Origin of the sequence: Synechococcus sp. A15-28, assembly GCF_014280175.1 — a bacterium.
GTDB lineage: Bacteria > Cyanobacteriota > Cyanobacteriia > PCC-6307 > Cyanobiaceae > Parasynechococcus.
On record NZ_CP047931.1, the window covers coordinates 2096289 to 2116355 of the forward strand.

A 20067-nucleotide genomic window follows, 5' to 3' on the forward strand; every position below is an offset into this window, starting at 1 on the left:
CGGAACCGCCGCAGATGTCGGCTGATTGTTCGTTCAGCAGTGTTCTCGAGGCCTCCCGGCAGGGCTGGATGGCCGCAGGAGGAGAGGACACGCTGCTCAGCCTGGCCCTGCCCCTCGATGGCATTGACCCGCTTCAGGCCCTGCCGGTGCTGGCAGATCAAGCCCCGTTCCAGATGCTCATGGACGGTGCCCCAGGGCTTTGTCTGGCGGCTGCCGGGTCCTGCCAGCAACTGGAACTGGACGGTGCACGTCGTTTCGAACTGGCCCAGCGCTTCGCCGATCTCAGCCTCAGCCGTCTGGTGGACACCAGGCCCGTCTGCCCCGCCCAGGCCAGGCCAAGGGTGGTGCTGCGCTTCCGATTCTTCGATCAGGTCGGGGAACACCACCACGGAGTCATGCACCCCCCAGCTGTCGAGGCGGTGCTGCCCCGCTGGCAGCTCACCCGTCAGGGACGCCGTGGCTGGCTCCGCCTCAATGGGGTCGTCAACGCCACCGCCGAAGCCCGGAATCTGGCCGAACAGCTCTGGCTCAAATGGGAACAACTTCAGAAAGAGCTGCCCCAAGTCGCGTCCAGTCGATCACCGACGCAGCTGACCAACGGCAACACAGAGCATTGGAAACAGCGCTACAGCCGTGCTGTCGAACGAGGCATCGATCTGGTTAACAAGGGGGAACTGCACAAGCTGGTGCTGGCGGTGCGGCACACCATTGATCTGGACACGCACTTCAATCCCTTGCCCCTGCTGCAGCGACTGAGGCGTCAGCAGGCCGGAAGCTGCCGCTTTCTATGGCAGCGGAACGCAGACGACGCTTTTTTCGGCGCCTCCCCAGAACGTCTGCTGAGCCTGAGGGGTGGCTGGCTGCGCAGCGATGCCCTCGCCGGAACCGCAGGCGAGGGCGATGACGGAAACCAACTGCTGCGCTCTGACAAAGATCGTCGTGAACATGAGCTGGTGGTGGACACGCTCACCAACCAGCTGTTGCAGATGGGACTGACACCCTGTCGCCGCCGCCTGCCGCAGCTGGCCCGCCACGGCCAACTCACCCATCTGCACACCCCGATCACGGCTGAGGTGCAGGAAAGGCCAGTGCTCAGGCTGGCAGAACAGCTGCATCCGACCCCTGCCGTCGCTGGCTTGCCACGACGGGAAGCCATGGCCTGGTTGCGCACGCTCGAACCCTTCGAGCGAGGCAACTATGCGGCACCTATTGGCTGGATTGATAACCAAGGTGATGCAGAGCTTCGTGTCGCCATTCGCTGCGGCCACGCCCGAGGACATCAGATGGAGTTCACAGCCGGCGCAGGGCTCGTTCGCGGCTCATGCCCGGATCGGGAAATGCAAGAAGTAGATCTAAAATTACAAGTTCTGATTAAGGAATTTGACGCAGCAACAATTTTTAATGTCAGAAATGCCTGATCAAAGGGTTCCCCTCCTTCAGCAATACTAAAATAAGAATAATGAATTAATCGAGGAAATGGCAGCAAACGATGTTGCGTCAAATTTTTATGACGCTTTTGTCGCTTACCTGCAAAGCGAAAAAGGAGAAAGGAAGGAAAGCAAAAAAGCTTTGAGATCTTTGATGTCTAAAGATTTCAACTTGAAAGTCTCTGGCACACCAGGAATTGTCTCCAACGCCTACGGAGCATCCAATCAACCCGTCAAAAACGACGGCACGGGAGATCCTCTCTACAGCGACGGCATTCCTAATGGACGCTCCAACGCGATGAAGCGGTTCAAGGCACTCCGCAAAGAAATCACCACCGACTCAGTCGAAGTTGATTTCGTCATCGGCGGGGAATTCGGCACATCATTGACCATCACAGATCCGGTGACGTGGGCAACAGAACCCATGACGGACAGGGTGGTCATACTCTCTGACCATTACGCAACGGCCAAAAATACCAACAACAATTTCCGCCTTGATGTCGCGAGCTTCTTCACAGTCGGCGATGACGACAAAGTCAACGACTTTGAAATGCGCTTCGACTCCTATGTGATGTCACAAGCCATGTCAGGCATGGAGCCTTTGATCGCCAATCCAGATATGGACGAGGCGATGCAGGGGTATCGCGATAGTTCTGTAACCACAGATCAGACCATTAACGGCACATTTACATTCTTCGGGACATTTGCAACCGCGGCACCCCCAGATCCAGACAACCTTGACGTGATCGCACCCGTTCTAACGGACGAGGTGAGAGTCAAGTTCCAGGGAGATCCCAACTTTCAACTCTCGGCCCGCGACATAATTGGCATCGGGAAGGATGACTATTTAGCCGTACAAAAAGGCTCATGGGTGCAAAGCATCAGTGAACTTTTCACGATGGAAGAAATCTATGCTCTTGATGACATTTCTGTCGCAAACTATAAAGAACAACGGATTTCATCTGGACCTGGTTTTTCCGAAGAAGGCCATGGGCCGAGCCTAGGAAATCGGTTTGTTATGGACGCAGCAATCATCACCTACATTCATAACAACGAGGAAAACCCTGACCTCCCTCAACTCACTGCGTCAACGGAAGGGTTATTTGATACAGCACCGATCGTGGAAGCAACCTACGGATCAGAGCCTTTTCCAATTCCTACCCAAAGCTACGTTGGACCATTGGCGTAATACTTTGCAGGGCACCATGCCAGTTTAATCTTTTCTTTAGATCAAAGAAGGTCGTTCTGCGAAATTTTAGTTAAAATAAAGTTAAGCATACCCAGCTTAAAGATGGCCACTGCAGCAGAGATTTCATCAAACTTTCTCGCAGTCTACGAAGATTATTTGAAAGGAGAGGCATCTGCCAGAGATCTTCGTCCCTTTTTGGCCAAAGATGTCGTACTAGACAGGTCTGGTCAGGCCGGCCTGATTTCTTCAGTCGGCGGCGTCTTTGAGGGCCGATCAACAGTAATCAAAAACTTCAAACGTTTGCGCCAACTGGTCTCTACTGAAGAGATGCCAGTTCATGACGTCCTGTCCAACAGTTTTGCTGTCAGTCCAACCTTTGAATTTACGCCTCAAACCGACAGAATTGCTGCGGCCACAGACCAGTTCTCAACTGTCAGAGAAAACGGCAAGTCGTTTCGTCTCGACCAAATTGCCTACATGACTGTTAATGCGAAGGATCGAATCTCAGATCTTCGCTTCCACTACGACAGCTACCCCATGGCTGAAGCCATTGTTGGGGAGGACGATCAGATTCCCAACCCAAACATGGATGATGTGTTGGAGCCTGTCCGAGATCGTGACATCGATACTCAAACAGCATTCGGAATCGTTGGTAACTGGTTTGGCACCTTCGGAGGAATTCAAGGTAGCAAAACAGGAGACACATCTGGACTCACAGCTCTCGAGCCAGTAACCCAACCCGACGCGCTGATTAAATTCCAAGGCGATCCAGACCTTCTCCCCTTTGCCGACTCAGAGGTTCGCCAAGGAATCGACGCCTTTATTCAGACATTCGCAGATCAGTGGGAACACAGCTACGACCGTGAATTCGAAATCCAGGAGTACTTCTATGAGAACGACAAAGTGATCGTGAATACACGCGAAAAGCGCATGGCCATTCCTTCGAATCGTCATTATGACGTCATGGTCTCTATCGTTCAAACTGCATCGTCTGAAAATGGAGGCCGCGTCAATTCCAATGAGGGAATTTTTGATACCATGATCACAGTGACCGCTTTCGAGGGAGAGTATCCCTTCGTTAATGCTTGCTAAATCATCCGAGGAAAAGTTGAATCGCCACAGTCCTGTGGGATGAATCCAGAAGCCGACCTGAAAAGGCCGGCTTTTTTGTGGGTTGCTCTACAAATCAATTGCCAGGAGCTCAGAAATATTTAGAGTATATATGTACGAATACGACTCAAATGAAGTATCGCCTTCTCGGTAGGTCAGGACTACGCGTTTCCGAAATGTGCCTCGGGTGTGGCACGCTCGGGACCAATTGGGGAGATTTAGGGGCCAATCAAGAAGAGTCCAATAAGATCCTCGAAGGCTTCGCCAATGCAGGTGGAAACTATCTGGACACCTCAAACCGATATCAAGAATCGCAGTCAGAGCAGTGGGTCGGTGACTTCATTCAAAGAGAAAGAGATTTCTTTGTTGTCGGAACGAAATATTCCCTGGGTGATGGCGCAGCAGATTTCAATGGTGTTGGCAAGCCAACCAATCAAAAAGACCCGAACAACCGCGGTAATCACCGCAAAAACCTGAGGCGATCGGTGGAGGGCAGCTTGAAGCGCCTGAAAACTGATTACATCGACGTCCTTTGGCTTCACATCTGGGATTACACAACCCCATTTGATGAAATCGTCCTGAGTGTCAATGATCTCATCAAAGAAGGCAAAGTCCTCTATGCAGGCTTGTCCAGTGTGCCTGCGTGGCAGGTCTCACGCATGAACACCTATGCCGATTATCACGGTCTGCACCCGTTCATTGCACTACAAAATGAGTGGAGCCTGGTCGAGCGGTCGCACGAACCAGAATACCTGCCCATGTGCAAAGAACTCGACATTGGAATGACCTGCTGGTCCCCACTTCACGGTGGACTTTTATCGGGTAAATACACCACCGATTCCGTGGATCCCTCAATTCCGAATCGAGTACTACCGCACGTCAAGGACAGCAGTCAATTCTGGTACGAAGCAACCCAGAGGAACCTGGCCATCCTGAAAGAACTTCAACCCATCGTGGACGAAATTGGAGAGCCATGGACTGCATTTGCGCTGCGCTGGCTGATGCAACAAAAGGAGACCGTCACGATTCCGATTTTCTCAGTACGCACCGCTAAGCAACTCACTGATGCATTGCGAGCTACAGAATTTGAACTCAGTGACGAACAAATGGCAAAAATCAATGCCATCTCATCACCTGCGATCACATCGCCGTACCCGGCCTTTGGCGCTTACCCATACACGATGCTTGAGTACGGAAGCCCAGCACTCCCCAACTTCTTCTCAAGGGCACTGCTTTATGGAGAGACCGAGGCAATGATTGAAAACCACCGTGTTCCTCATCCCTATCAGTTTCAGATGGAGGGCTGACCCGCCCAGCTGAATCCAGGACGTTTGTGGCGTTTTTCAGACTTTTTATCCTGCAGAGAAAAAAGCAGTAGAATTCCTCAAATGCTTATTTTAGATGAAGCGGACTTCAGCAATCATTGCATGTCTTGCGACGTTTGCTTCACCTGCTCTTGCAGGAGAAGAGTCGGAATCCACAAATTGGCTGCCTGGCTCTCAACCCGCTGAGGCAGTCATTGAGGACTCCGAGTCTGAAATCACACCAGAACAGATTGCTGATCGAATTAAAGAGCTCGAAATTGAGCTGATCAAATTAAAGAAAGCCGCAGGCGTTTACGGAAAAGGCAAAAAGATTGCTTTGCCCAAAAACGGAATTTACGTACAGGCCGATATCGGGATACAACAGCGTGAATGGTCAGGGGAAAATGGCAATACTCAGTTGTTCTTCAACGAGGGCCTCTACGGTGGTCTAGCTGTTGGCTATCGCTACGACCGCAATTTCCGTTTCGCGTTTGAATACTCTGAAATGAATAATGATGTCAGCGATATGCGAGCAGGTAATGGTGGCCAACTCTTCCGAGATCCTAAAAATAAAGATGTCATTCTTCAGGATGGATCGTCTAAAGTTTCCGGTAATGGTGATGTAAAACTGCAAAGCTACACACTAAATGCATATTATGATCTGAATGGGTTTGGTCATGAAAGAAGGTTTAGGCCTTATCTAGGAGCAGGGATTGGTTTACAAACATCAACTTTGAAGGGTGTTACCCCCTCATTTTTCCCATTTGCCGGGTTAGGTGCCGAGGCTAATGGAGCCTCCACCGATCCTGTTATGACACTCGAAGCAGGTATCAGCTATCTCGCAACAGATCAAGCTGAGTTCTTTCTAGGTGGTAAATACTCATTTGTAGACGGTTTTCTGCTAGAAAACACAGATTTTGGTAATTTGCAGCCTCAAGGAAGCCGTAACTGGATCCTGAAAACCGGTGTTCGCTATACCTTCTAATTCATAATGAAATTACTTTCGTCTTTGTCAGATCGGGCCTGGAAACGGTCCCTAATGCTCAGCCTGCTTCTTGCCAGTCCTCTCGCCATTCAACCTGCTCATGCAGATGAATACTACATGTACGAGGATGAAATTGAATATGCTCTAGCGGAAAGGATCGAAAAAGAACGTCAAGATTTAGCATCTACTCGCGTGAGTGCCAATCCTGGATCCGATGATCCGACTCCTGCAGGCCAAAAAACAACATTTACAGATCCGCGTTTCTCGGGTGTTTTCAAGCTTGACTTCAAGTCTCAATACATCTCATTCGGTGTTGTTTTACAAGATGAAGGTGTGACGATCCAGCCAATGCTGGCATTGCGATACACCTTCTTTGACAAGGTTCTTGACAATTCTGAAGACAGTTTCATTAATAATGTTACTGGCTTTATCTCATCCTGGAACGATATCAGCACCAATAAAGATCTCTCAAGCCCTACATCACCCTATCGTTACTACACGGAAGCTGATTTGGTTACGGGTTTATCAGTCACCTTCCAAGATCGATTCAATCTGACGACCTCTCTCACTGAGCTTCAATCTCCGGCTGGTGCGTTCGGGCCTGGAGCATTCTTGAAAGCTGTTCTTTCAATGGATGACACGGGAATGGTTGTCGACAACTTTGCCTTGAAACCGCAATTCTTGTTGATCTACGAAATTCCATGGGAGTCGCAGATTGGACTGCAGCCTGACGCCTTTCTTTTTGAGCCTGGCATTACACCCACTTATATTTTTGGGTCCGACACGAACTTCCCTGTCACTTTGGCAGTGCCAATGCGTGTTGGCCTCGGCAACAAGTTTTATGATGGCAATGATTATGGATTTTTCTCAGTGGGTCCAGAGTTTACGGTGCCAATTTCTGGTCTATCCAGTAAAACCATCAAAACGTATGCAAGCATTGGCTACACATATATCAATTTAGGCCCTACGACCACAGACTTTATTTTGAATGGTGATGGAAGCTCCAATAAGCATGTTTACAATTTTGGCCTAACGACCACCTTCTGAGCTATTTGTTTTAAATAGCCAATAAATATAAGGGAGTGTTTATTAGCAAACACACCCTTATTTTGTCTTTATAGACTGAACTGTTTCACAGCCGTGCTGGCAGCAGCGAAGATCGCCCCTTGTGGATTACCACTCGTCAGCGAAGGTAAAACGGATCCATCTACAACGCTCAATTGCTCTACACCGCGAACACTGAAGTCTGGACGACACACCGCATCCTCCGATGCACCCACAGCACAGGTCCCAACTGGATGCCAGATGGTTGTTGCGTACTTTTTCAAATAGTCAGCATCAGCAAAATGATCAGCCGGACAGAGTTCCTCGGCGCAATAGGGCTTCATGGCATCTGACGATGCAATCTGACGAACAATCTCAAGGCCCTTCTGATAAACCTGTAGATCCGTTGGATCCTCCAGATAAGCAGGATTGATATCGAAGGTCACACCCTCGTCAGAGCGTACAGGCCGGATGGAGCCACGGCTGCGAGGACGCCCAAGAACGGGGACGAAAATCACCGAATGCTCAAGACCACCCTCGGGCAGAAACTCCTCGGCCACAAACCCATCGACTCCAGCCGAGAAGTTGATTTGCAAATCAGTTTCTAGACCGGCATTCAAGCCAGAGCGTGTAAACAACGCAGCTTCACAAAGAAAATCGGTTGCACCCGGATCAGCCTCTGAGCGATAGGCCACCATCACTCGCATATGGTCTGAAAGGTTGCGTCCGACCATTGGACGATCAACTTTGACAGGAATGCCCGCCGATTCAAGTGAATCCTTGGGACCAACACCTGACTTCATCAACAAGCCTGGGCTTTGCAAGGCCCCGGCGCTGAGGATGACATGTTTTGTCTCCAGCGTTTCACCGGAGGAAAGTTGAACGCCGAGGCAGCGACCGTTCTCAATCAGTAACGACTGAACATTGCTATTGCAGCGCACAGTTAAATTGGCTGGAAGAACACCTCTTAAATATGCATTCGCAGTGCTTGAACGTTTGGCTTCAGCATCAATGATCAGCTGCATGTAGTCGCAACGGTCATTCTGCTGAGAACCATTGAAGTCGGCACGCTGATAACCCAGTGCCTGACAGGCCTCAAGGAATGAACCCGACGCAGCACTTGGGCGAGGAGGATGATTAATGGACATCCGGCCATTTTTCCCACGGAGCACATCCTCCCCGTAGTCTCCTAGGCAATGTTCCAGCTCCTTGAACATTGCTTGAAATTGATCAGGAGACCAATTCGAATCACCACCAGTTGTTTGATACCACTCCTCGAAATTAAAACGACTCCCACGCACATACATCATGGCATTGATTGCCGTTCCACCTCCAAGGACCTTGCCTTGATTAATCAAAACTTCCCGGCCACCCAGGCCGACTTGTGGGGTGGTTTTTAACTGCCAGTCGGCTTCTGTGAACCATGATTGGAACAGATTTGAGATTCCGGACTCAACAAAGCGAGGCTCCTGACCGTCAGTTCCGGACTCCAAGAGCAAAACCTCACCTTGGCCTGCATCTGCAAGACCACGGGCCAAGATGCAACCAGCTGCTCCGGCTCCTACAATAATTGTGTCGAATCGCTGACTCATCGGGAGATAGTTGTATTTCCCTTCAGGTAGCAATGACCCCGGTCTGAGAGAAGTCTTATGTGAAAAATCGAAAAATTCATTTCGCGCTAGCTGTGCGGATTTAAAGCAGCTGTCGCAACCGTTCGATCGTTTGATCCGCCAATGGCTGGTTCATTAACCGTTCCACTTCGCGCACGCCGGTGGGGCTGGTGACGTTGATTTCGCTGAGCATGCCGCCGATGACATCGATGCCGACAAAGAACAATCCCTCCGCCCGCAGCGCCGGGGCCAGGGCGGAACAGATCTGACGTTCCCGCTCGCTCAGTTCCGTCGCCTCGGCCTGGCCACCCACCGCCAGATTGCTGCGGAATTCCCCTGCCGACGGGCGACGGTTCACAGCACCGAGAGGTTCACCATCCACCAGCAGGATCCGCTTGTCCCCCTCGGTCACATCGGGCAAAAAGCGCTGGGCCATCACCGGCAACCGCTCCTGTTCCGTCACCAACTCCAGCAACGCCTTCAGGCCTGGGGCCTCAGCCTGCACGCGAATCACACCGAGCCCGGCCCGACCACCCAGGGGCTTGAGCACCACGTCACCCTGATCCCGGGCGAAGGCCATCAGCTCGCTGACCCGACCGGCCACCAGGGTGGGGGCCATCCAACGGCTGAAGCGCAGGGCACCCAGCTTTTCGTTCCAGGCCCGAAGCGCACTGGGACGGTTCAATACACGAACGCCGGCCCGCTCAGCCACTTCCAACAGGTGTGTGGCGTAAAGGTAAGCCTCATCCACCGGCGGATCCTTCCGCATCCAGATCACGTCGAACCCAGCCAGGGACTGACGTTCCGGTGCTCCTACGGTGATCCAGGGGTCCGGCGTGACCGGCACCGCCATCGCCAGGGGCTCATCACCTCGGGCAATTAGATCCGACGGCGTACAGGCCCAGATGTCATCCCCGGCGCGCTGGGACGCTTGCATCAAGGCGGCGGTGGAATCCTTCTCCGGCCGGATCTGCGGCAGCGGATCCAGCACGAACAGCTGGCGCATGGCTCAGGCGTTCAGCAGGGGATCGAGCTCTCCGGCACGCTCAAGGGCGTGAAGGTCATCGCAGCCGCCGATGTGGCGGTCGTCGATAAAGATCTGAGGGACGCTGCGACGTCCGTCACCCCGGGCAGCCATCGCATCGCGGCCGGGTTCATCACCGTCAACGGCGTGCTCGTTATAACCCACACCCTTGCGGTCCAGCAGACCCTTGGCGCGCACACAGAAGGGACAGGTGCGCCAGGTGTAGATCTCGACCTTGGCCATGGAGCTGCTCCGTCTGTGCGGATCCTATGCAGCGGCGGCACTGATAGCGTCAACAACTGATCAGAACCGCAGTCCTTGCTGGATCTCACCGACTTCAAGCGCGATCTCTCCGAGCTCACTGACCGCCTGGGCCATGCCCAGGACTGTCTTTGACGTCCCCGCACTGAAGGCCAGACAACAGGATCTCGAACAACTCGCTGCCCAGCCTGACTTCTGGGATGACCAGCAGGCTGCCCAGAAGCAGATGCGCCGCCTCGATGAAGTGAAGGCCCAGCTGCAGCAGCTGGCGGACTGGGGCAGCGCCGTGGACGACGCCAAGGCAACGCTGGAGCTTTACGAGCTCGAGCCGGACGAGGAGATGCTCACGGAAGCCCAGGAGGGCCTCACACAGCTGCGCCAGGGCCTGGACCGCTGGGAGCTGGAGCGTCTGCTCAGTGGTGACTACGACAAGGAAGGCGCCGTTCTCACCATCAATGCCGGCGCCGGTGGCACCGATGCCCAGGACTGGGCGCAGATGCTGCTGCGCATGTACACCCGCTGGGCGGAAGACCACGGCATGAAGGTGACCGTGAACGAACTCTCGGAAGGAGAGGAAGCCGGAATCAAGAGCGCTTCCATCGAGGTGGAGGGGCGTTATGCCTACGGCTATCTGCGCAACGAAAAGGGCACCCATCGCCTGGTGCGCATCTCACCCTTCAACGCCAACGACAAACGCCAGACCAGCTTTGCCGGCATCGAGGTGATGCCCAAAATTGATGAGGAGGTCGACATCGAGATTCCTGAAAAGGATCTGGAGGTCACCACCAGCCGCTCCGGCGGTGCTGGTGGTCAGAACGTGAACAAGGTGGAGACCGCGGTTCGCATCCTGCACATCCCCACTGGACTGGCGGTGCGCTGCACCCAGGAACGCTCCCAGCTCCAGAACAAGGAGAAGGCGATGGCGCTGCTCAAGGCCAAGCTGCTGGTGATCGCCCAGGAGCAGAGAGCCGCCGAAATCGCCGACATCCGAGGCGACATCGTCGAGGCGGCCTGGGGCAACCAGATCCGCAACTACGTCTTCCATCCGTACCAGATGGTCAAAGACCTGCGCACCAGTGAGGAAACCAATGATGTGCAGGCGGTGATGGATGGGGCCCTCGACCCCTTCATCGACGCCTCGTTGCGCCAGGGTGTCGACAGCCCCGGCTCTGACGCCGATTCCTGACCCCATGGCCACCGAGAGCACCCCACCACCGAGCTTCGTCAAACAGGCGATGCGCAACATGGTGCGCAAGGGCAGCAAGAGCCTGTTTCACTTCGGCCTGACCGCCATGGGATTCCTCGGCTTCATCACCCTGGTGGCATGGCTGGGGCGGCCGACGCTGCCGGGATAGCCATGGAGCTTGATCTGGCCCTTGATGCTGACGGCCCCTGGGCCCCTGAAGACCCGACGTCACTGGCGGAGCTTCAGACCTGGCAGACAACCTTGATGGATTGGATCCAGACGATCGGTGCCGACCCTGCGCTGCCCTGTCCGGCGGTGGTGCGCCAGGCAGATGAACTGTGCCTGGGGCTGCGCTTCACCGACGATGCCACCATCACCGCGCTCAACAGCACCTGGCGGCACCGGAACCAAGCCACGGATGTGCTGTCGTTTGCGGCACTGGAGGATGCCCCTGCGTTGCCGGACGTGTCGTCGGTGGAACTGGGCGACATCGTGATCTCGCTTGATACGGCCCGACGTCAGGCGTCAGAGCAGCAGCACAGCCTCAACCGGGAGCTGCGTTGGCTGGTGAGCCATGGCCTGTTGCATCTGCTGGGCTGGGATCATCCCGACGAGACCAGCCTCACCGCGATGCTGCAACTGCAGGAGCAGCTTCTCGACGGTGGAGGTAACGTTCAGGCCTCGGAGCTGCATCCGGTGGACACCACAGTTGACGGCAATGCCCGCTGAGATCCCAGTGCCGGTGGAGAACGAACTCAAGGCCGTCAGGTTGGCGGTACGACGCCGCAGCTGGCAGATCGCTGGAGACTTGCCCGCCAGCTTCCGTTATGCCGCTCAGGGGCTGGGCTACGCCTTCAGCAGCCAGCGCAATTTCCGCATCCATGTGGTGATCGGCGCGGTTGTCTTCGGACTGGCGGTTGTGCTGCAGCTGGACCTGATCCGCATGGCGGTGCTGGCGCTGACGGTGACGGCCGTGCTGGTGCTGGAACTGCTCAACACCGCCATCGAGGCGGTGGTGGATCTGGCCATCGGTCGTCGCTATCACCCCCTGGCCCGCATTGCCAAGGACTGTGCCGCCGCTGCCGTGCTGGTGGCCGCCATCAGCTCTCTGCTGATCGCCCTGTTTCTGCTGCTGCCACCCTTGCTGCTCCGCCTGAATTTCTGAGGTCGCGCCGATGCTGCTGGTCATCGATAACTACGACAGCTTCACCTTCAACCTGGTGCAGTACCTCGGTGAGCTGGCACCTCATCACCCCATCGCAGCGGACCTCCAGGTGCACCGCAATGACGCCCTCACCATCACCGAGATTCGAGACCTGAAGCCCGACGCCATTCTGCTGTCACCGGGCCCTGGTGATCCGGACCAGTCCGGCGTCTGCCTGGAGGTGCTGCGGGATCTGTCCCCCACCATTCCCACCCTTGGGGTTTGCCTCGGGCACCAGGCCATCGCCCAGGTGCATGGCGGCCGCGTCATTCGTGCCAGCCAACAGATGCACGGCAAAACATCTCCGGTCCTGCACAACGGTGAAGGGGTGTTCGCCGGACTGCCTCAGCCCCTGACGGCCACCCGCTACCACTCCCTGATCGCTGAACGCAGCTCACTGCCGGACTGCCTGGAGGTCACGGCCTGGTTGGAGGACGGCACGATCATGGGGCTGCGTCACCGTGAGCATCGCCATCTGCAGGGGGTGCAGTTCCATCCCGAGAGCGTGCTGACGGACTCCGGCCACCAACTGCTGGCCAACTTTCTGCAGGAAGCCAGCGGAGAACGCTGTTAGCGTCCGAACTCACATCAACGCCAACCATGTCCGTCCTGCGCTCTGCTGCGTTTGCTGCCACTGGACTGGCACTGAGCCTGCAGGCAGCGGCCGATGCCGGCGGTGGCGTCAGCATCAGCAGCTACGGCCAGCGGGCTCTGTTTATTCAGGGAGGCGGTCAGTCGGTGCTGCTCAATCCCTACAAGGCAGTGGGTTGTGCGGCGGGCTTGCCCGAACCCCGCGTCAAAGCCGGGGTCGTTCTGGCCAGTTCCGAACTGGCCGACGAAGGGGCCCGCGGCATTGCCACGGGGCGGTTCCTGGTGGCGCCGGGTTCCTACAAAGTGGGAGGCCTGAATCTGGAGGGTTTCGCCAGCCCCCACGACCGGATGGAAGGCCGTCGATTCGGCAACGCCACAATCTGGCGCTGGCAGCAGGGAGGCCTGGACTTCGCCCATGTGGGTGCAACCGCAGGGCCGATCAGCGGTGCTGACCGGGTGCTGCTGGGGCGCCCCGATGTGCTGATCATCGGCGTGGGCGGCGGAAGCAAGATCTATGACGGCAAGGAAGCTGCTGCCGTGGTGAAGCAGCTCAACCCCAAACGGGTGATTCCGGTGCAATACGTCAATGGCGATGCCCCCGCCAACTGCGACCAGGAGGGAGTTCAGCCATTCCTTGAGGCCATGGGCGGATCCACCGTGGTGAATCCAGGCCGCAGCATCGATCTTCCGGCCAACCTGCCCGACACCACCGTGATCACGGTGTTGCGCTGAGCGGTGTTGCGCTGAGCAACGCCGCCAGACCCTCCCGGTCCAGTCCGGCGATCAGGGCCAGCGACAGCAGCACCCTGGCCTTCTGAGGATTGAGGCTGCCGGCGGGCAGCACCCCCAACCGTTCATCTTCGGCACATCGATGCACCGGGCCTGAACCGCAACGGTTCGACCGCAGCATCAACGGCCGCTTCCCCGGCCATGCCAGAAGCACCGAGCGCTCCCCAGCCGACAGCTGGCCCGCCCCTGTTCCTGTGAACACCACCCCGGCAACACCAGCATGGAGACAAGCGGTCAGCATGAGCGCTTCGGGCTCCACGCAGCCGTAAAGAATCGGCACCTGGGGCCATTGCTCCGGCAAATCGAGCCCAGCGAAGGGCACCTGACGGGATCCGCCCGCCATTGGGAAATGAACGCCAACGTCATCCACCCAGCCCAAGGGCCCGCTGCCGGGGCTGGCGAACGCCCCCACCCCCTGGGTGGCCAGCTTGGTGACACGCTGGGCGCCATGGATCTGGCCATCCATCACCACCAAAACGCCATGGCCGCGTGCTTCGCTGGTCAAGGCCACCTGCACCGCCTGGAACAAATTGAGGGGCCCGTCAGCACTGAGGGCCGTTGCTGGCCGCATCGCCCCCACCAGCACCACCGGCCGGGGATCGTCGATCAGCAATTGCAGCAACCAGGCGGTTTCCTCCAGGGTGTTGGTGCCATGGGTGATCACCACCCCTGCGAGATCCGGATCCATTCGGAACGCCTCTCGGATACGCGAGACCAAGTCGCGCCAATGCGCAAACAGCAGGTCGGCGCTGTCGACGTTGGCGATCTGCTCGACATTGATCGTCGTCAGATCCTGCAGCTGCGGCACCGCCGCCAGCAGGTCCTCACCCCTCAGTACACCTGCGCTGTAGTCGTTCAACGTCGCACTGTCGGCCCCACGGCCGGCGATGGTGCCGCCGGTGGCCAGCAGCAGCAGCCGACTCATGGATCGAGACGAAGGTAGGCCTCCATGAAACGCTGCATCTGGCTGGTGGTGCCGATGCTGACGCGGAAGCAACCATCGATCAGCGGCTTGCCCGCCATCGAGCGGATCAGGATGCCCTCACCGCGCAGGGCTGCATCCACCTCCGCCACCGGTTTCCGGGGCCAGATCAGCAGATAGTTGCCCCCATCGCAGTGATGGCGCACTCCCGCCTGCTGCAAAGCCTCCACGGTCCAGTCTCTCGCCCGCAACACCTCTGCGACGTAGGCATCGACGTAGGACTGATCCGCCAGGGCGGCAAAGGCGGCGGCCACCGCAACGCTGTTGACGTCATAGGGACCGGTGACGCGACCGACGCGGTCGATCACAGCGGCGTGGCCGACAGCGAACCCGATCCGCAACGCGGCTAAGCCGGCGGTTTTGGACAGGGACTGCAGCACCAGCAGATTCGGCGTCTCTGCGAAATCGACCAGCGGCAGCACGCTGTCGCCGGTGAACGCGGCATAGAGCTCATCCACCACCAACAGGGTGTCCGGCGCTGAGGCGGCCATCGCAATGATCTGCTCCGGAGCCAGACGGGTTCCGGTGGGATTGTTGGGGTTGCAGATCAACAGCAGCCGAGGTGAAAGGCGCGTCAACGCTTCCTGAATGGCCGCAAGGGGGAATGCAAACGTCTCACCTTCGTAGGGAATGGCTTCGATCGTCATGCCCTGCGTGCGGGCACAGGGGGTGTAGTAGCCAAAGGTGGGGGCCGTCGTCAGAACGCAGTCGCCGGCATCGCCATAGGCCTGGAAGACGGCGTGAATGGCGGCATCCGCGCCGTTGAACAGACCCACCTGGTCGGGATTGAGTCGCTCCCGACAACCACCCTCCATGAGGTTGCGCACGACGGCCTCCCGCAGGCCGTCGTACTCTGGATAAACCGCAATCTCCTCAGTGCTGAACCCCCGCAAGGCTTGGGCCACCAGCGGGCTGGGGCCAATCGTGTTTTCGTTGAAATCAAGGCGCAGCATGTTGCGCCGACCCTCCAGGGGGGCGCTGTAGGCCTTGAGCTGCTCGACGTCGGCGCGGGCCGCCGGAGCACCACCGGGTGTGAACGGTTGAATGTTGTCGTTCACATGCGGTCCAGGGTGGCGATGCCCAGCAGTCCGAGCCCCAGTCTGAGGGTGTCGGCCGTTAAACGGCAGAGGGCAAGGCGGGATGCCAGTGCTTCAGGATCGGCCTTGAGCACCGGCACCTGATCGTAGAAGCGGTTGAACACCTGGCTGAGCTCGAACAGATAGCTGCACAAGCGGTTGGGCAACAGCTCCTCCTCCACCTCTGCGATCACAGCGTCGAACTTGAGCAACTCCCGCACCAGAGCCCACTCCTGGGGCTCACTGAAGGTCAGCTGGGCTGTCTCCACATCCAGGTCACCCCCCTTGCGGGCGATGCCGGCGATGCGCACCACGGCATAGAGGAGATAGGGCGCCGTGTTGCCCTGCAGCGCCAGCATCCGATCGAAGGAGAACTGGTAGTTGGTGATGCGGTTCTGGCTGAGGTCGGCGTATTTCACCGCCGCCAACCCCACGGTGCCCGCCACATGCTGAATGAACTCCTCCGACTCGCTGCGCTCCTCTTCCTTCAGGCGTGAGCGCAGATCGGTCTCGGCGCGCTCGACGGCTTCATCGAGCAGATCCCGCAGGCGCACGGTGTCACCGGCGCGGGTCTTGAGCTTCTTGCCGTCTTCCCCCTGCACCAGGCCAAAGGGCACGTGCTCGAGGCGCGCACCGTCCGGGATCCAGCCGGCCCGTCCCGCCACCTGGAACACCCCGGCGAAATGGTTCGCCTGGCCGGCATCGGTGACATACACAACGCGGCGGGCACCATCCCCTTCCGGCGCTGCACCGAAGCGGTAGCGGATCGCCGCCAGATCAGTGGTGGCGTAGTTGAAACCACCATCACTCTTCTGCACGATCACGGGCAGGGGATTGCCGTCCTTGCCCTGCACACCCTCGAGGAAAACGCACTGGGCGCCGTCGTCGGTGACCAGCAGTTCGGTGGCCTTCAAGCCATCAAGCACCGCCGGCAGGAAGGGGTTGTAGAACGACTCGCCGCGTTCGCTGAGGCGGATGTCGAGCCGGTCGTAGATCTTCTGGAACTCGCGCCGCGACTGGTCGCAGAGCAGGCCCCAGGCCTTGAGCGACACCGGATCGCCCCCCTGCAGCTTCACCACCTCATCGCGGGAGGTGGACTGGAAGGCTTCATCCTCATCGAAGCGCTTCTTGGCCTCGCGGTAGAAAGCCACCAGGTCTCCCAGATCCACCGCATCGGCGGTGTCCAGGGCTTCCGGCGCCACCTGCTTGAGATGCGTGATGAGCATGCCGAACTGGGTGCCCCAGTCGCCCACGTGATTGAGGCGCAGCACCGGATGGCCGCGGAACTCGAGCACCCGCGCCAGCGAGTCGCCAATGATCGTTGAGCGCAGGTGCCCCACATGCATCTCCTTGGCGATGTTGGGGCTGGAAAAATCCACCACCACCGGCGCCGCGTTGCTGACCGCCGGCACGCCGAGACGCTCGTCCCCCAGCCGGGCCGACACCTCCGCCGCCAGCCGCTCCGGGCGGATCGTGAGGTTGATGAAGCCCGGCCCGGCGATCTGGGGCTCCAGGCAGAGGTCGGTGAAGGCGGGATCACCCTGCAGCTGCTCCACGATCGCCGTGGCGATCTGGCGGGGGGCCTGCTTCAGGGGCTTGGCCAGGGGCAACGCACCATTGGCCTGGAAGTCACCGAATTCCGGCTTGCTGGCCGGGGCCAGCTGGGGGTCCAGCCCCGCATCGGCCTCCGGGAAGGCCCGTTGCATCGCCGCCCGCAGCTGGGCATCCAGGGACTGGGACAGGCTGAGCATGGGCAGTGCGTGGCCGGGGGAATCCGGCTCTGATCATCCCTCTTCAGGTGAAACGCATGCTCAGGTCGAGCCAATGGCTACGGGTGACCGGCGCGCTGGTGGAGATCAGATCGATGCCGGTGGCGGCGTAGGCCTGCAACTGCTCGGGCTGAATGCCCGAAGCCTCCAGCATCACTCCGCGATCGCTGCAGTCCCGCAGGCGCGGCACGAGCTGCGTGAGCCGCTCAGGGCTGAATTCATCCAGCAGCACCCCATTGGCGCCCGCCTGCACCGCCTCCAGCGCCTGAGCCTCCGTCTCCGCTTCCACAATCACGGCCGTGGGCCAGGGGGCCTGCTCACGCACAGAAGCGATGGCCGCCGTGATGCCCCCCGCCCAGGCGATGTGGTTCTCCTTGAGCATGGCCGCGTCATCCAGCCCCATGCGGTGGTTGATGCCGCCGCCGCAGCGCACCGCATATTTCTCCAGCAGACGAAGCCCAGGGGTCGTCTTGCGGGTGTCGGCCAGACGCACACCGGTGCCCGCAAGCTGGGCCACCAATGCAGCAGTAGCGGTGGCAATGCCCGAGAGCCGCATGGCCAGGTTCAAGGCGGTGCGTTCCCCGGCCACCAAAGCCGTGGCCGGCCCCTGCAGCTCCAGCAGGCAGTCCCCGGCCTCGATGGCCTCACCGTCCTGCCGCAGCAACCGAACGTTCACCGCGGGATCCAGCCGCTGGAACAAGCGCTGCACCAAAGGGCCACCGCAGAACCGGCCCGGCTGTTTGGCGACCCAATGGGCCTGACCCTGCTGACCCTGCAACGCCACCGCAGTCAGATCTCCGCGGCCGATGTCTTCCGCCAACCAGCGATCCAGTGCACTGGTGAGAGCTTGGGACTGCCAATCCATTCCGCAGATTGCGGTTGAGCGGACTGTATGGGAAAGGCCAGGCTGATTTCGATGCAGCGAACCGCTTGGCGACACACCATTTCAAGAACCTCAGAATCCAGACCGGTGATCTCGACGGTCTGCTTGGACTGGGCCTGAACAACCTGATTCAAATCCTGCTGATCATCAGCCTCTGCCGCGGAGTGCTTGGCTTCCCCGACAGCCTGTTGTTCGGGACGATCCTGCCGGCGACGGGCATCAGCCTGCTGCTGGGGAATCTGATCTATGCCCAGCAGGCCAGGGCCCTGGCCCGACGAGAACAGAGGAACGACTGCACAGCACTGCCCTACGGCGTCAACACGGTCAGCCTGTTCGCCTTCGTGTTTCTGGTGATGCTGCCGGCAAAGCTTGCGGCTCTCAGTGCAGGGCTGAGCGAAGCCGATGCCGTGCAGCGCTCCTGGCAGGTGGGACTGATGGCTTGCCTCGGGTCCGGCCTGATCGAAACCCTCGGGGCTTTCGTTGCCCACAGCCTGCGGCGCTGGCTGCCGCGGGCAGCGCTGCTATCCACCCTGGCGGGCATTGCCCTGGGCTACATCGCCCTGGGATTCCTGCTGCGCAGCTTCGCCCACCCTCTGGTCTGCCTCAGCAGCCTCAGTGTGATCCTGCTTGGCTATTTCGGTCGCGTGCGCTGGCCGATCCCCACCGGCCTGATGGCCCTGCTGCTGGGGATGGCTCTGGCCTGGGGCAGCGGCTTGAACACGCTGGATCCCGAAGGCTGGCAGCGAGGACTCAGCGTGATCAGCCTGCATTGGCCGACGTTGCAGCTGAATGCCCTCTGGCAGGCCCGTTTCGAGCTGCTTCCCTGGATCGCCGTCATTGCACCCATGGGGCTGTTCAATCTGATCGGATCGCTGCAGAACCTGGAAAGCGCCGAGGCTGCGGGGGATCGCTATGCAACCCGCAGCAGCCTGCTGATCGATGGCCTTGGAACCCTGAGTGCCGCGGCCCTGGGCTCCTGTTTCCCGACCACGCTCTACATCGGCCATCCGGGCTTCAAAGCCCTGGGAGCGCGGTCGGCTTACTCCTGGCTGAACGGAGTGGTCATGGCCTCCGGCTGCTTCCTGGGGCTGTTCGGAGCCGCCAGCGAGCTGATCCCGGTGGAGGCGGGTCTCGCAATCCTGCTGTACATCGGATTGACCATGGCCGCCCAGGCATTCGCCAGCACACCCGAGCGCCACGGGCCGGCCGTGGTGCTGGGCCTGCTGCCAGGACTGGCGGGATGGGGCGCCCTGATGCTCAAGGCCGGACTGCGGGCTGGAGCAGCCGGCTCGGGCGAATCAGCATTCACTCCCGATCTGCTGAGCGAACTTGCGTCAGCGGACGTCTGGGCCCAGGGCCTCTTCGCCCTGGAACAGGGGCAGATCATCACCGCGATGCTCCTCTCAGCCTGGTTGGTGTACGCCATCGAAGGCCGCTTTCTGGCCTCGGCGCTGTGCACCGCGTTAGCAGCCGGCCTGGCCTGGATCGGTCTGATTCATGCCTGGCAGTTCAGTCCCGCCGACACCGTGATGCAACTGGGATGGGGCAGTGGACAGGCTTGGGCGGAGGGGTATGCCGCCATGACGGTGATTGTGATGCTCGCCCACTGGCGACAACGCGGCGCCAACTGACG

The 20067-nt window shown here is 58.6% G+C and carries 20 protein-coding genes; 13 read left to right on the top strand and 7 right to left on the bottom strand.

Annotated elements, in window-relative coordinates; all coding sequences use genetic code 11:
* The first annotated feature begins 14 nt into the window (after nt 1-14).
* From SynA1528_RS11950 to SynA1528_RS11975, 6 genes are all read left to right on the top strand, one after another.
* Nucleotides 15-1418, top strand: coding sequence for an isochorismate synthase (locus SynA1528_RS11950; RefSeq protein WP_186588470.1), 1404 nt, complete (start codon nt 15-17; stop codon nt 1416-1418).
* Between the two features lie 58 nt (nt 1419-1476).
* Complete coding sequence (locus SynA1528_RS11955; protein ID WP_186586929.1) at nt 1477-2616, top strand: nuclear transport factor 2-like protein; 1140 nt, start codon at nt 1477-1479, stop codon at nt 2614-2616.
* Between the two features lie 102 nt (nt 2617-2718).
* Complete coding sequence (locus tag SynA1528_RS11960; RefSeq protein ID WP_186586930.1) at nt 2719-3708, top strand: nuclear transport factor 2-like protein; 990 nt, start codon at nt 2719-2721, stop codon at nt 3706-3708.
* 149 nt (nt 3709-3857) lie between these two features.
* Nucleotides 3858-5033, top strand: coding sequence for an aldo/keto reductase (locus tag SynA1528_RS11965; RefSeq protein ID WP_186586931.1), 1176 nt, complete (start codon nt 3858-3860; stop codon nt 5031-5033).
* A gap of 94 nt (nt 5034-5127) precedes the next feature.
* The gene (locus tag SynA1528_RS11970; RefSeq protein ID WP_186586932.1) at nt 5128-6015 is read left to right on the top strand and encodes an outer membrane protein; all 888 of its coding nucleotides are present in this window, start codon (nt 5128-5130) and stop codon (nt 6013-6015) included.
* Nucleotides 6016-6069: 54 nt separating this feature from the next.
* Entirely contained in the window at nt 6070-7062 is a 993-nt protein-coding gene (locus SynA1528_RS11975) for a hypothetical protein (RefSeq protein WP_186586933.1), read from the top strand.
* Nucleotides 7063-7130: 68 nt separating this feature from the next.
* Here SynA1528_RS11975 and SynA1528_RS11980 read toward each other — a convergent pair whose 3' ends face one another.
* The 3 genes from SynA1528_RS11980 to grxC all read right to left on the bottom strand — a co-directional run bounded on the left by SynA1528_RS11980 (nt 7131) and on the right by grxC (nt 9936).
* Entirely contained in the window at nt 7131-8651 is a 1521-nt protein-coding gene (locus SynA1528_RS11980; protein ID WP_186586934.1) for a GMC family oxidoreductase, read from the bottom strand.
* 100 nt (nt 8652-8751) lie between these two features.
* On the bottom strand, nt 8752-9675 hold the full coding sequence (gene gshB / locus SynA1528_RS11985; RefSeq protein ID WP_186586935.1) for a glutathione synthase: 924 nt from the start codon (nt 9673-9675) through the stop codon (nt 8752-8754).
* Nucleotides 9676-9678: 3 nt separating this feature from the next.
* Entirely contained in the window at nt 9679-9936 is a 258-nt protein-coding gene (gene grxC / locus SynA1528_RS11990; protein ID WP_186586936.1) for a glutaredoxin 3, read from the bottom strand.
* Between the two features lie 75 nt (nt 9937-10011).
* Here grxC and prfB point away from each other — a divergent pair.
* The 6 genes from prfB (at nt 10012) to SynA1528_RS12020 (ending at nt 13667) form a co-directional block, all read left to right on the top strand.
* Nucleotides 10012-11140, top strand: a protein-coding gene (gene prfB, locus SynA1528_RS11995) for a peptide chain release factor 2 (RefSeq protein ID WP_222930186.1) whose coding sequence is annotated in 2 segments (ribosomal slippage) — nt 10012-10086 and nt 10088-11140 — 1128 coding nt in all. Because the reading frame shifts where the segments join, the coding sequence is not laid out codon by codon here.
* Between the two features lie 4 nt (nt 11141-11144).
* A complete protein-coding gene (locus SynA1528_RS12000; protein ID WP_011129165.1) occupies nt 11145-11309 on the top strand; it encodes a DUF3285 domain-containing protein in 165 nt (54 codons plus the stop codon).
* A 2-nt stretch (nt 11310-11311) separates the two neighbouring features.
* Nucleotides 11312-11869 (top strand): rRNA maturation RNase YbeY, encoded by a 558-nt coding sequence (ybeY, locus tag SynA1528_RS12005; protein WP_186588482.1) that lies wholly within the window; start codon nt 11312-11314, stop codon nt 11867-11869.
* The gene (locus tag SynA1528_RS12010) at nt 11859-12305 is read left to right on the top strand and encodes a diacylglycerol kinase family protein (RefSeq protein WP_186586937.1); all 447 of its coding nucleotides are present in this window, start codon (nt 11859-11861) and stop codon (nt 12303-12305) included. Before ybeY ends, SynA1528_RS12010 begins: the two co-directional genes overlap by 11 nt.
* A gap of 10 nt (nt 12306-12315) precedes the next feature.
* Nucleotides 12316-12918, top strand: coding sequence for an anthranilate synthase component II (locus SynA1528_RS12015; protein ID WP_186586938.1), 603 nt, complete (start codon nt 12316-12318; stop codon nt 12916-12918).
* A 26-nt stretch (nt 12919-12944) separates the two neighbouring features.
* Nucleotides 12945-13667, top strand: a complete 723-nt coding sequence (locus SynA1528_RS12020) for an MBL fold metallo-hydrolase (protein ID WP_186586939.1) — start codon at nt 12945-12947, stop codon at nt 13665-13667.
* Here SynA1528_RS12020 and SynA1528_RS12025 read toward each other — a convergent pair.
* The 4 genes from SynA1528_RS12025 to nadC are packed head-to-tail and all read right to left on the bottom strand — an operon-like array spanning nt 13651 to nt 18416.
* Nucleotides 13651-14649, bottom strand: a complete 999-nt coding sequence (locus SynA1528_RS12025) for an asparaginase (RefSeq protein WP_186586940.1) — start codon at nt 14647-14649, stop codon at nt 13651-13653. The two genes, SynA1528_RS12020 and SynA1528_RS12025, sit on opposite strands and share 17 nt — an antisense overlap.
* Nucleotides 14646-15764, bottom strand: a complete 1119-nt coding sequence (locus SynA1528_RS12030) for a pyridoxal phosphate-dependent aminotransferase (RefSeq protein WP_186586941.1) — start codon at nt 15762-15764, stop codon at nt 14646-14648. The genes SynA1528_RS12025 and SynA1528_RS12030 overlap by 4 nt, the downstream gene beginning before the upstream one ends.
* Nucleotides 15761-17533 carry an arginine--tRNA ligase gene (argS, locus tag SynA1528_RS12035; protein WP_186586942.1) on the bottom strand — a complete coding sequence of 591 codons (1773 nt, stop codon included), beginning with the start codon at nt 17531-17533 and terminating at the stop codon, nt 15761-15763. The genes SynA1528_RS12030 and argS overlap by 4 nt, the downstream gene beginning before the upstream one ends.
* Before the next feature lie 43 nt (nt 17534-17576).
* On the bottom strand, nt 17577-18416 hold the full coding sequence (gene nadC / locus SynA1528_RS12040; protein WP_186586943.1) for a carboxylating nicotinate-nucleotide diphosphorylase: 840 nt from the start codon (nt 18414-18416) through the stop codon (nt 17577-17579).
* A 65-nt stretch (nt 18417-18481) separates the two neighbouring features.
* Between nadC and SynA1528_RS12045 the strand changes: the two genes are divergently transcribed.
* A complete protein-coding gene (locus SynA1528_RS12045) occupies nt 18482-20065 on the top strand; it encodes an NCS2 family permease (protein ID WP_186588484.1) in 1584 nt (527 codons plus the stop codon).
* Nucleotides 20066-20067 lie beyond the last annotated feature (2 nt).

Coding starts and splice junctions, on each gene's coding strand:
- SynA1528_RS12010 (WP_186586937.1), top strand. CDS start 11,859: ATGCCCGCTGAGATCCCAGTGCCGGTGGAGAACGAACTCAAGGCCGTC.
- nadC (WP_186586943.1), bottom strand. CDS start 18,416: ATGGATTGGCAGTCCCAAGCTCTCACCAGTGCACTGGATCGCTGGTTG.
- SynA1528_RS11955 (WP_186586929.1), top strand. CDS start 1,477: ATGGCAGCAAACGATGTTGCGTCAAATTTTTATGACGCTTTTGTCGCT.
- ybeY (WP_186588482.1), top strand. CDS start 11,312: ATGGAGCTTGATCTGGCCCTTGATGCTGACGGCCCCTGGGCCCCTGAA.
- SynA1528_RS12015 (WP_186586938.1), top strand. CDS start 12,316: ATGCTGCTGGTCATCGATAACTACGACAGCTTCACCTTCAACCTGGTG.
- SynA1528_RS11970 (WP_186586932.1), top strand. CDS start 5,128: ATGAAGCGGACTTCAGCAATCATTGCATGTCTTGCGACGTTTGCTTCA.
- grxC (WP_186586936.1), bottom strand. CDS start 9,936: ATGGCCAAGGTCGAGATCTACACCTGGCGCACCTGTCCCTTCTGTGTG.
- SynA1528_RS12020 (WP_186586939.1), top strand. CDS start 12,945: ATGTCCGTCCTGCGCTCTGCTGCGTTTGCTGCCACTGGACTGGCACTG.
- SynA1528_RS11980 (WP_186586934.1), bottom strand. CDS start 8,651: ATGAGTCAGCGATTCGACACAATTATTGTAGGAGCCGGAGCAGCTGGT.
- argS (WP_186586942.1), bottom strand. CDS start 17,533: ATGCTCAGCCTGTCCCAGTCCCTGGATGCCCAGCTGCGGGCGGCGATG.
- gshB (WP_186586935.1), bottom strand. CDS start 9,675: ATGCGCCAGCTGTTCGTGCTGGATCCGCTGCCGCAGATCCGGCCGGAG.
- SynA1528_RS11950 (WP_186588470.1), top strand. CDS start 15: ATGTCGGCTGATTGTTCGTTCAGCAGTGTTCTCGAGGCCTCCCGGCAG.
- SynA1528_RS11975 (WP_186586933.1), top strand. CDS start 6,070: ATGCTCAGCCTGCTTCTTGCCAGTCCTCTCGCCATTCAACCTGCTCAT.
- SynA1528_RS11960 (WP_186586930.1), top strand. CDS start 2,719: ATGGCCACTGCAGCAGAGATTTCATCAAACTTTCTCGCAGTCTACGAA.
- SynA1528_RS12000 (WP_011129165.1), top strand. CDS start 11,145: ATGGCCACCGAGAGCACCCCACCACCGAGCTTCGTCAAACAGGCGATG.
- SynA1528_RS11965 (WP_186586931.1), top strand. CDS start 3,858: ATGAAGTATCGCCTTCTCGGTAGGTCAGGACTACGCGTTTCCGAAATG.
- SynA1528_RS12025 (WP_186586940.1), bottom strand. CDS start 14,649: ATGAGTCGGCTGCTGCTGCTGGCCACCGGCGGCACCATCGCCGGCCGT.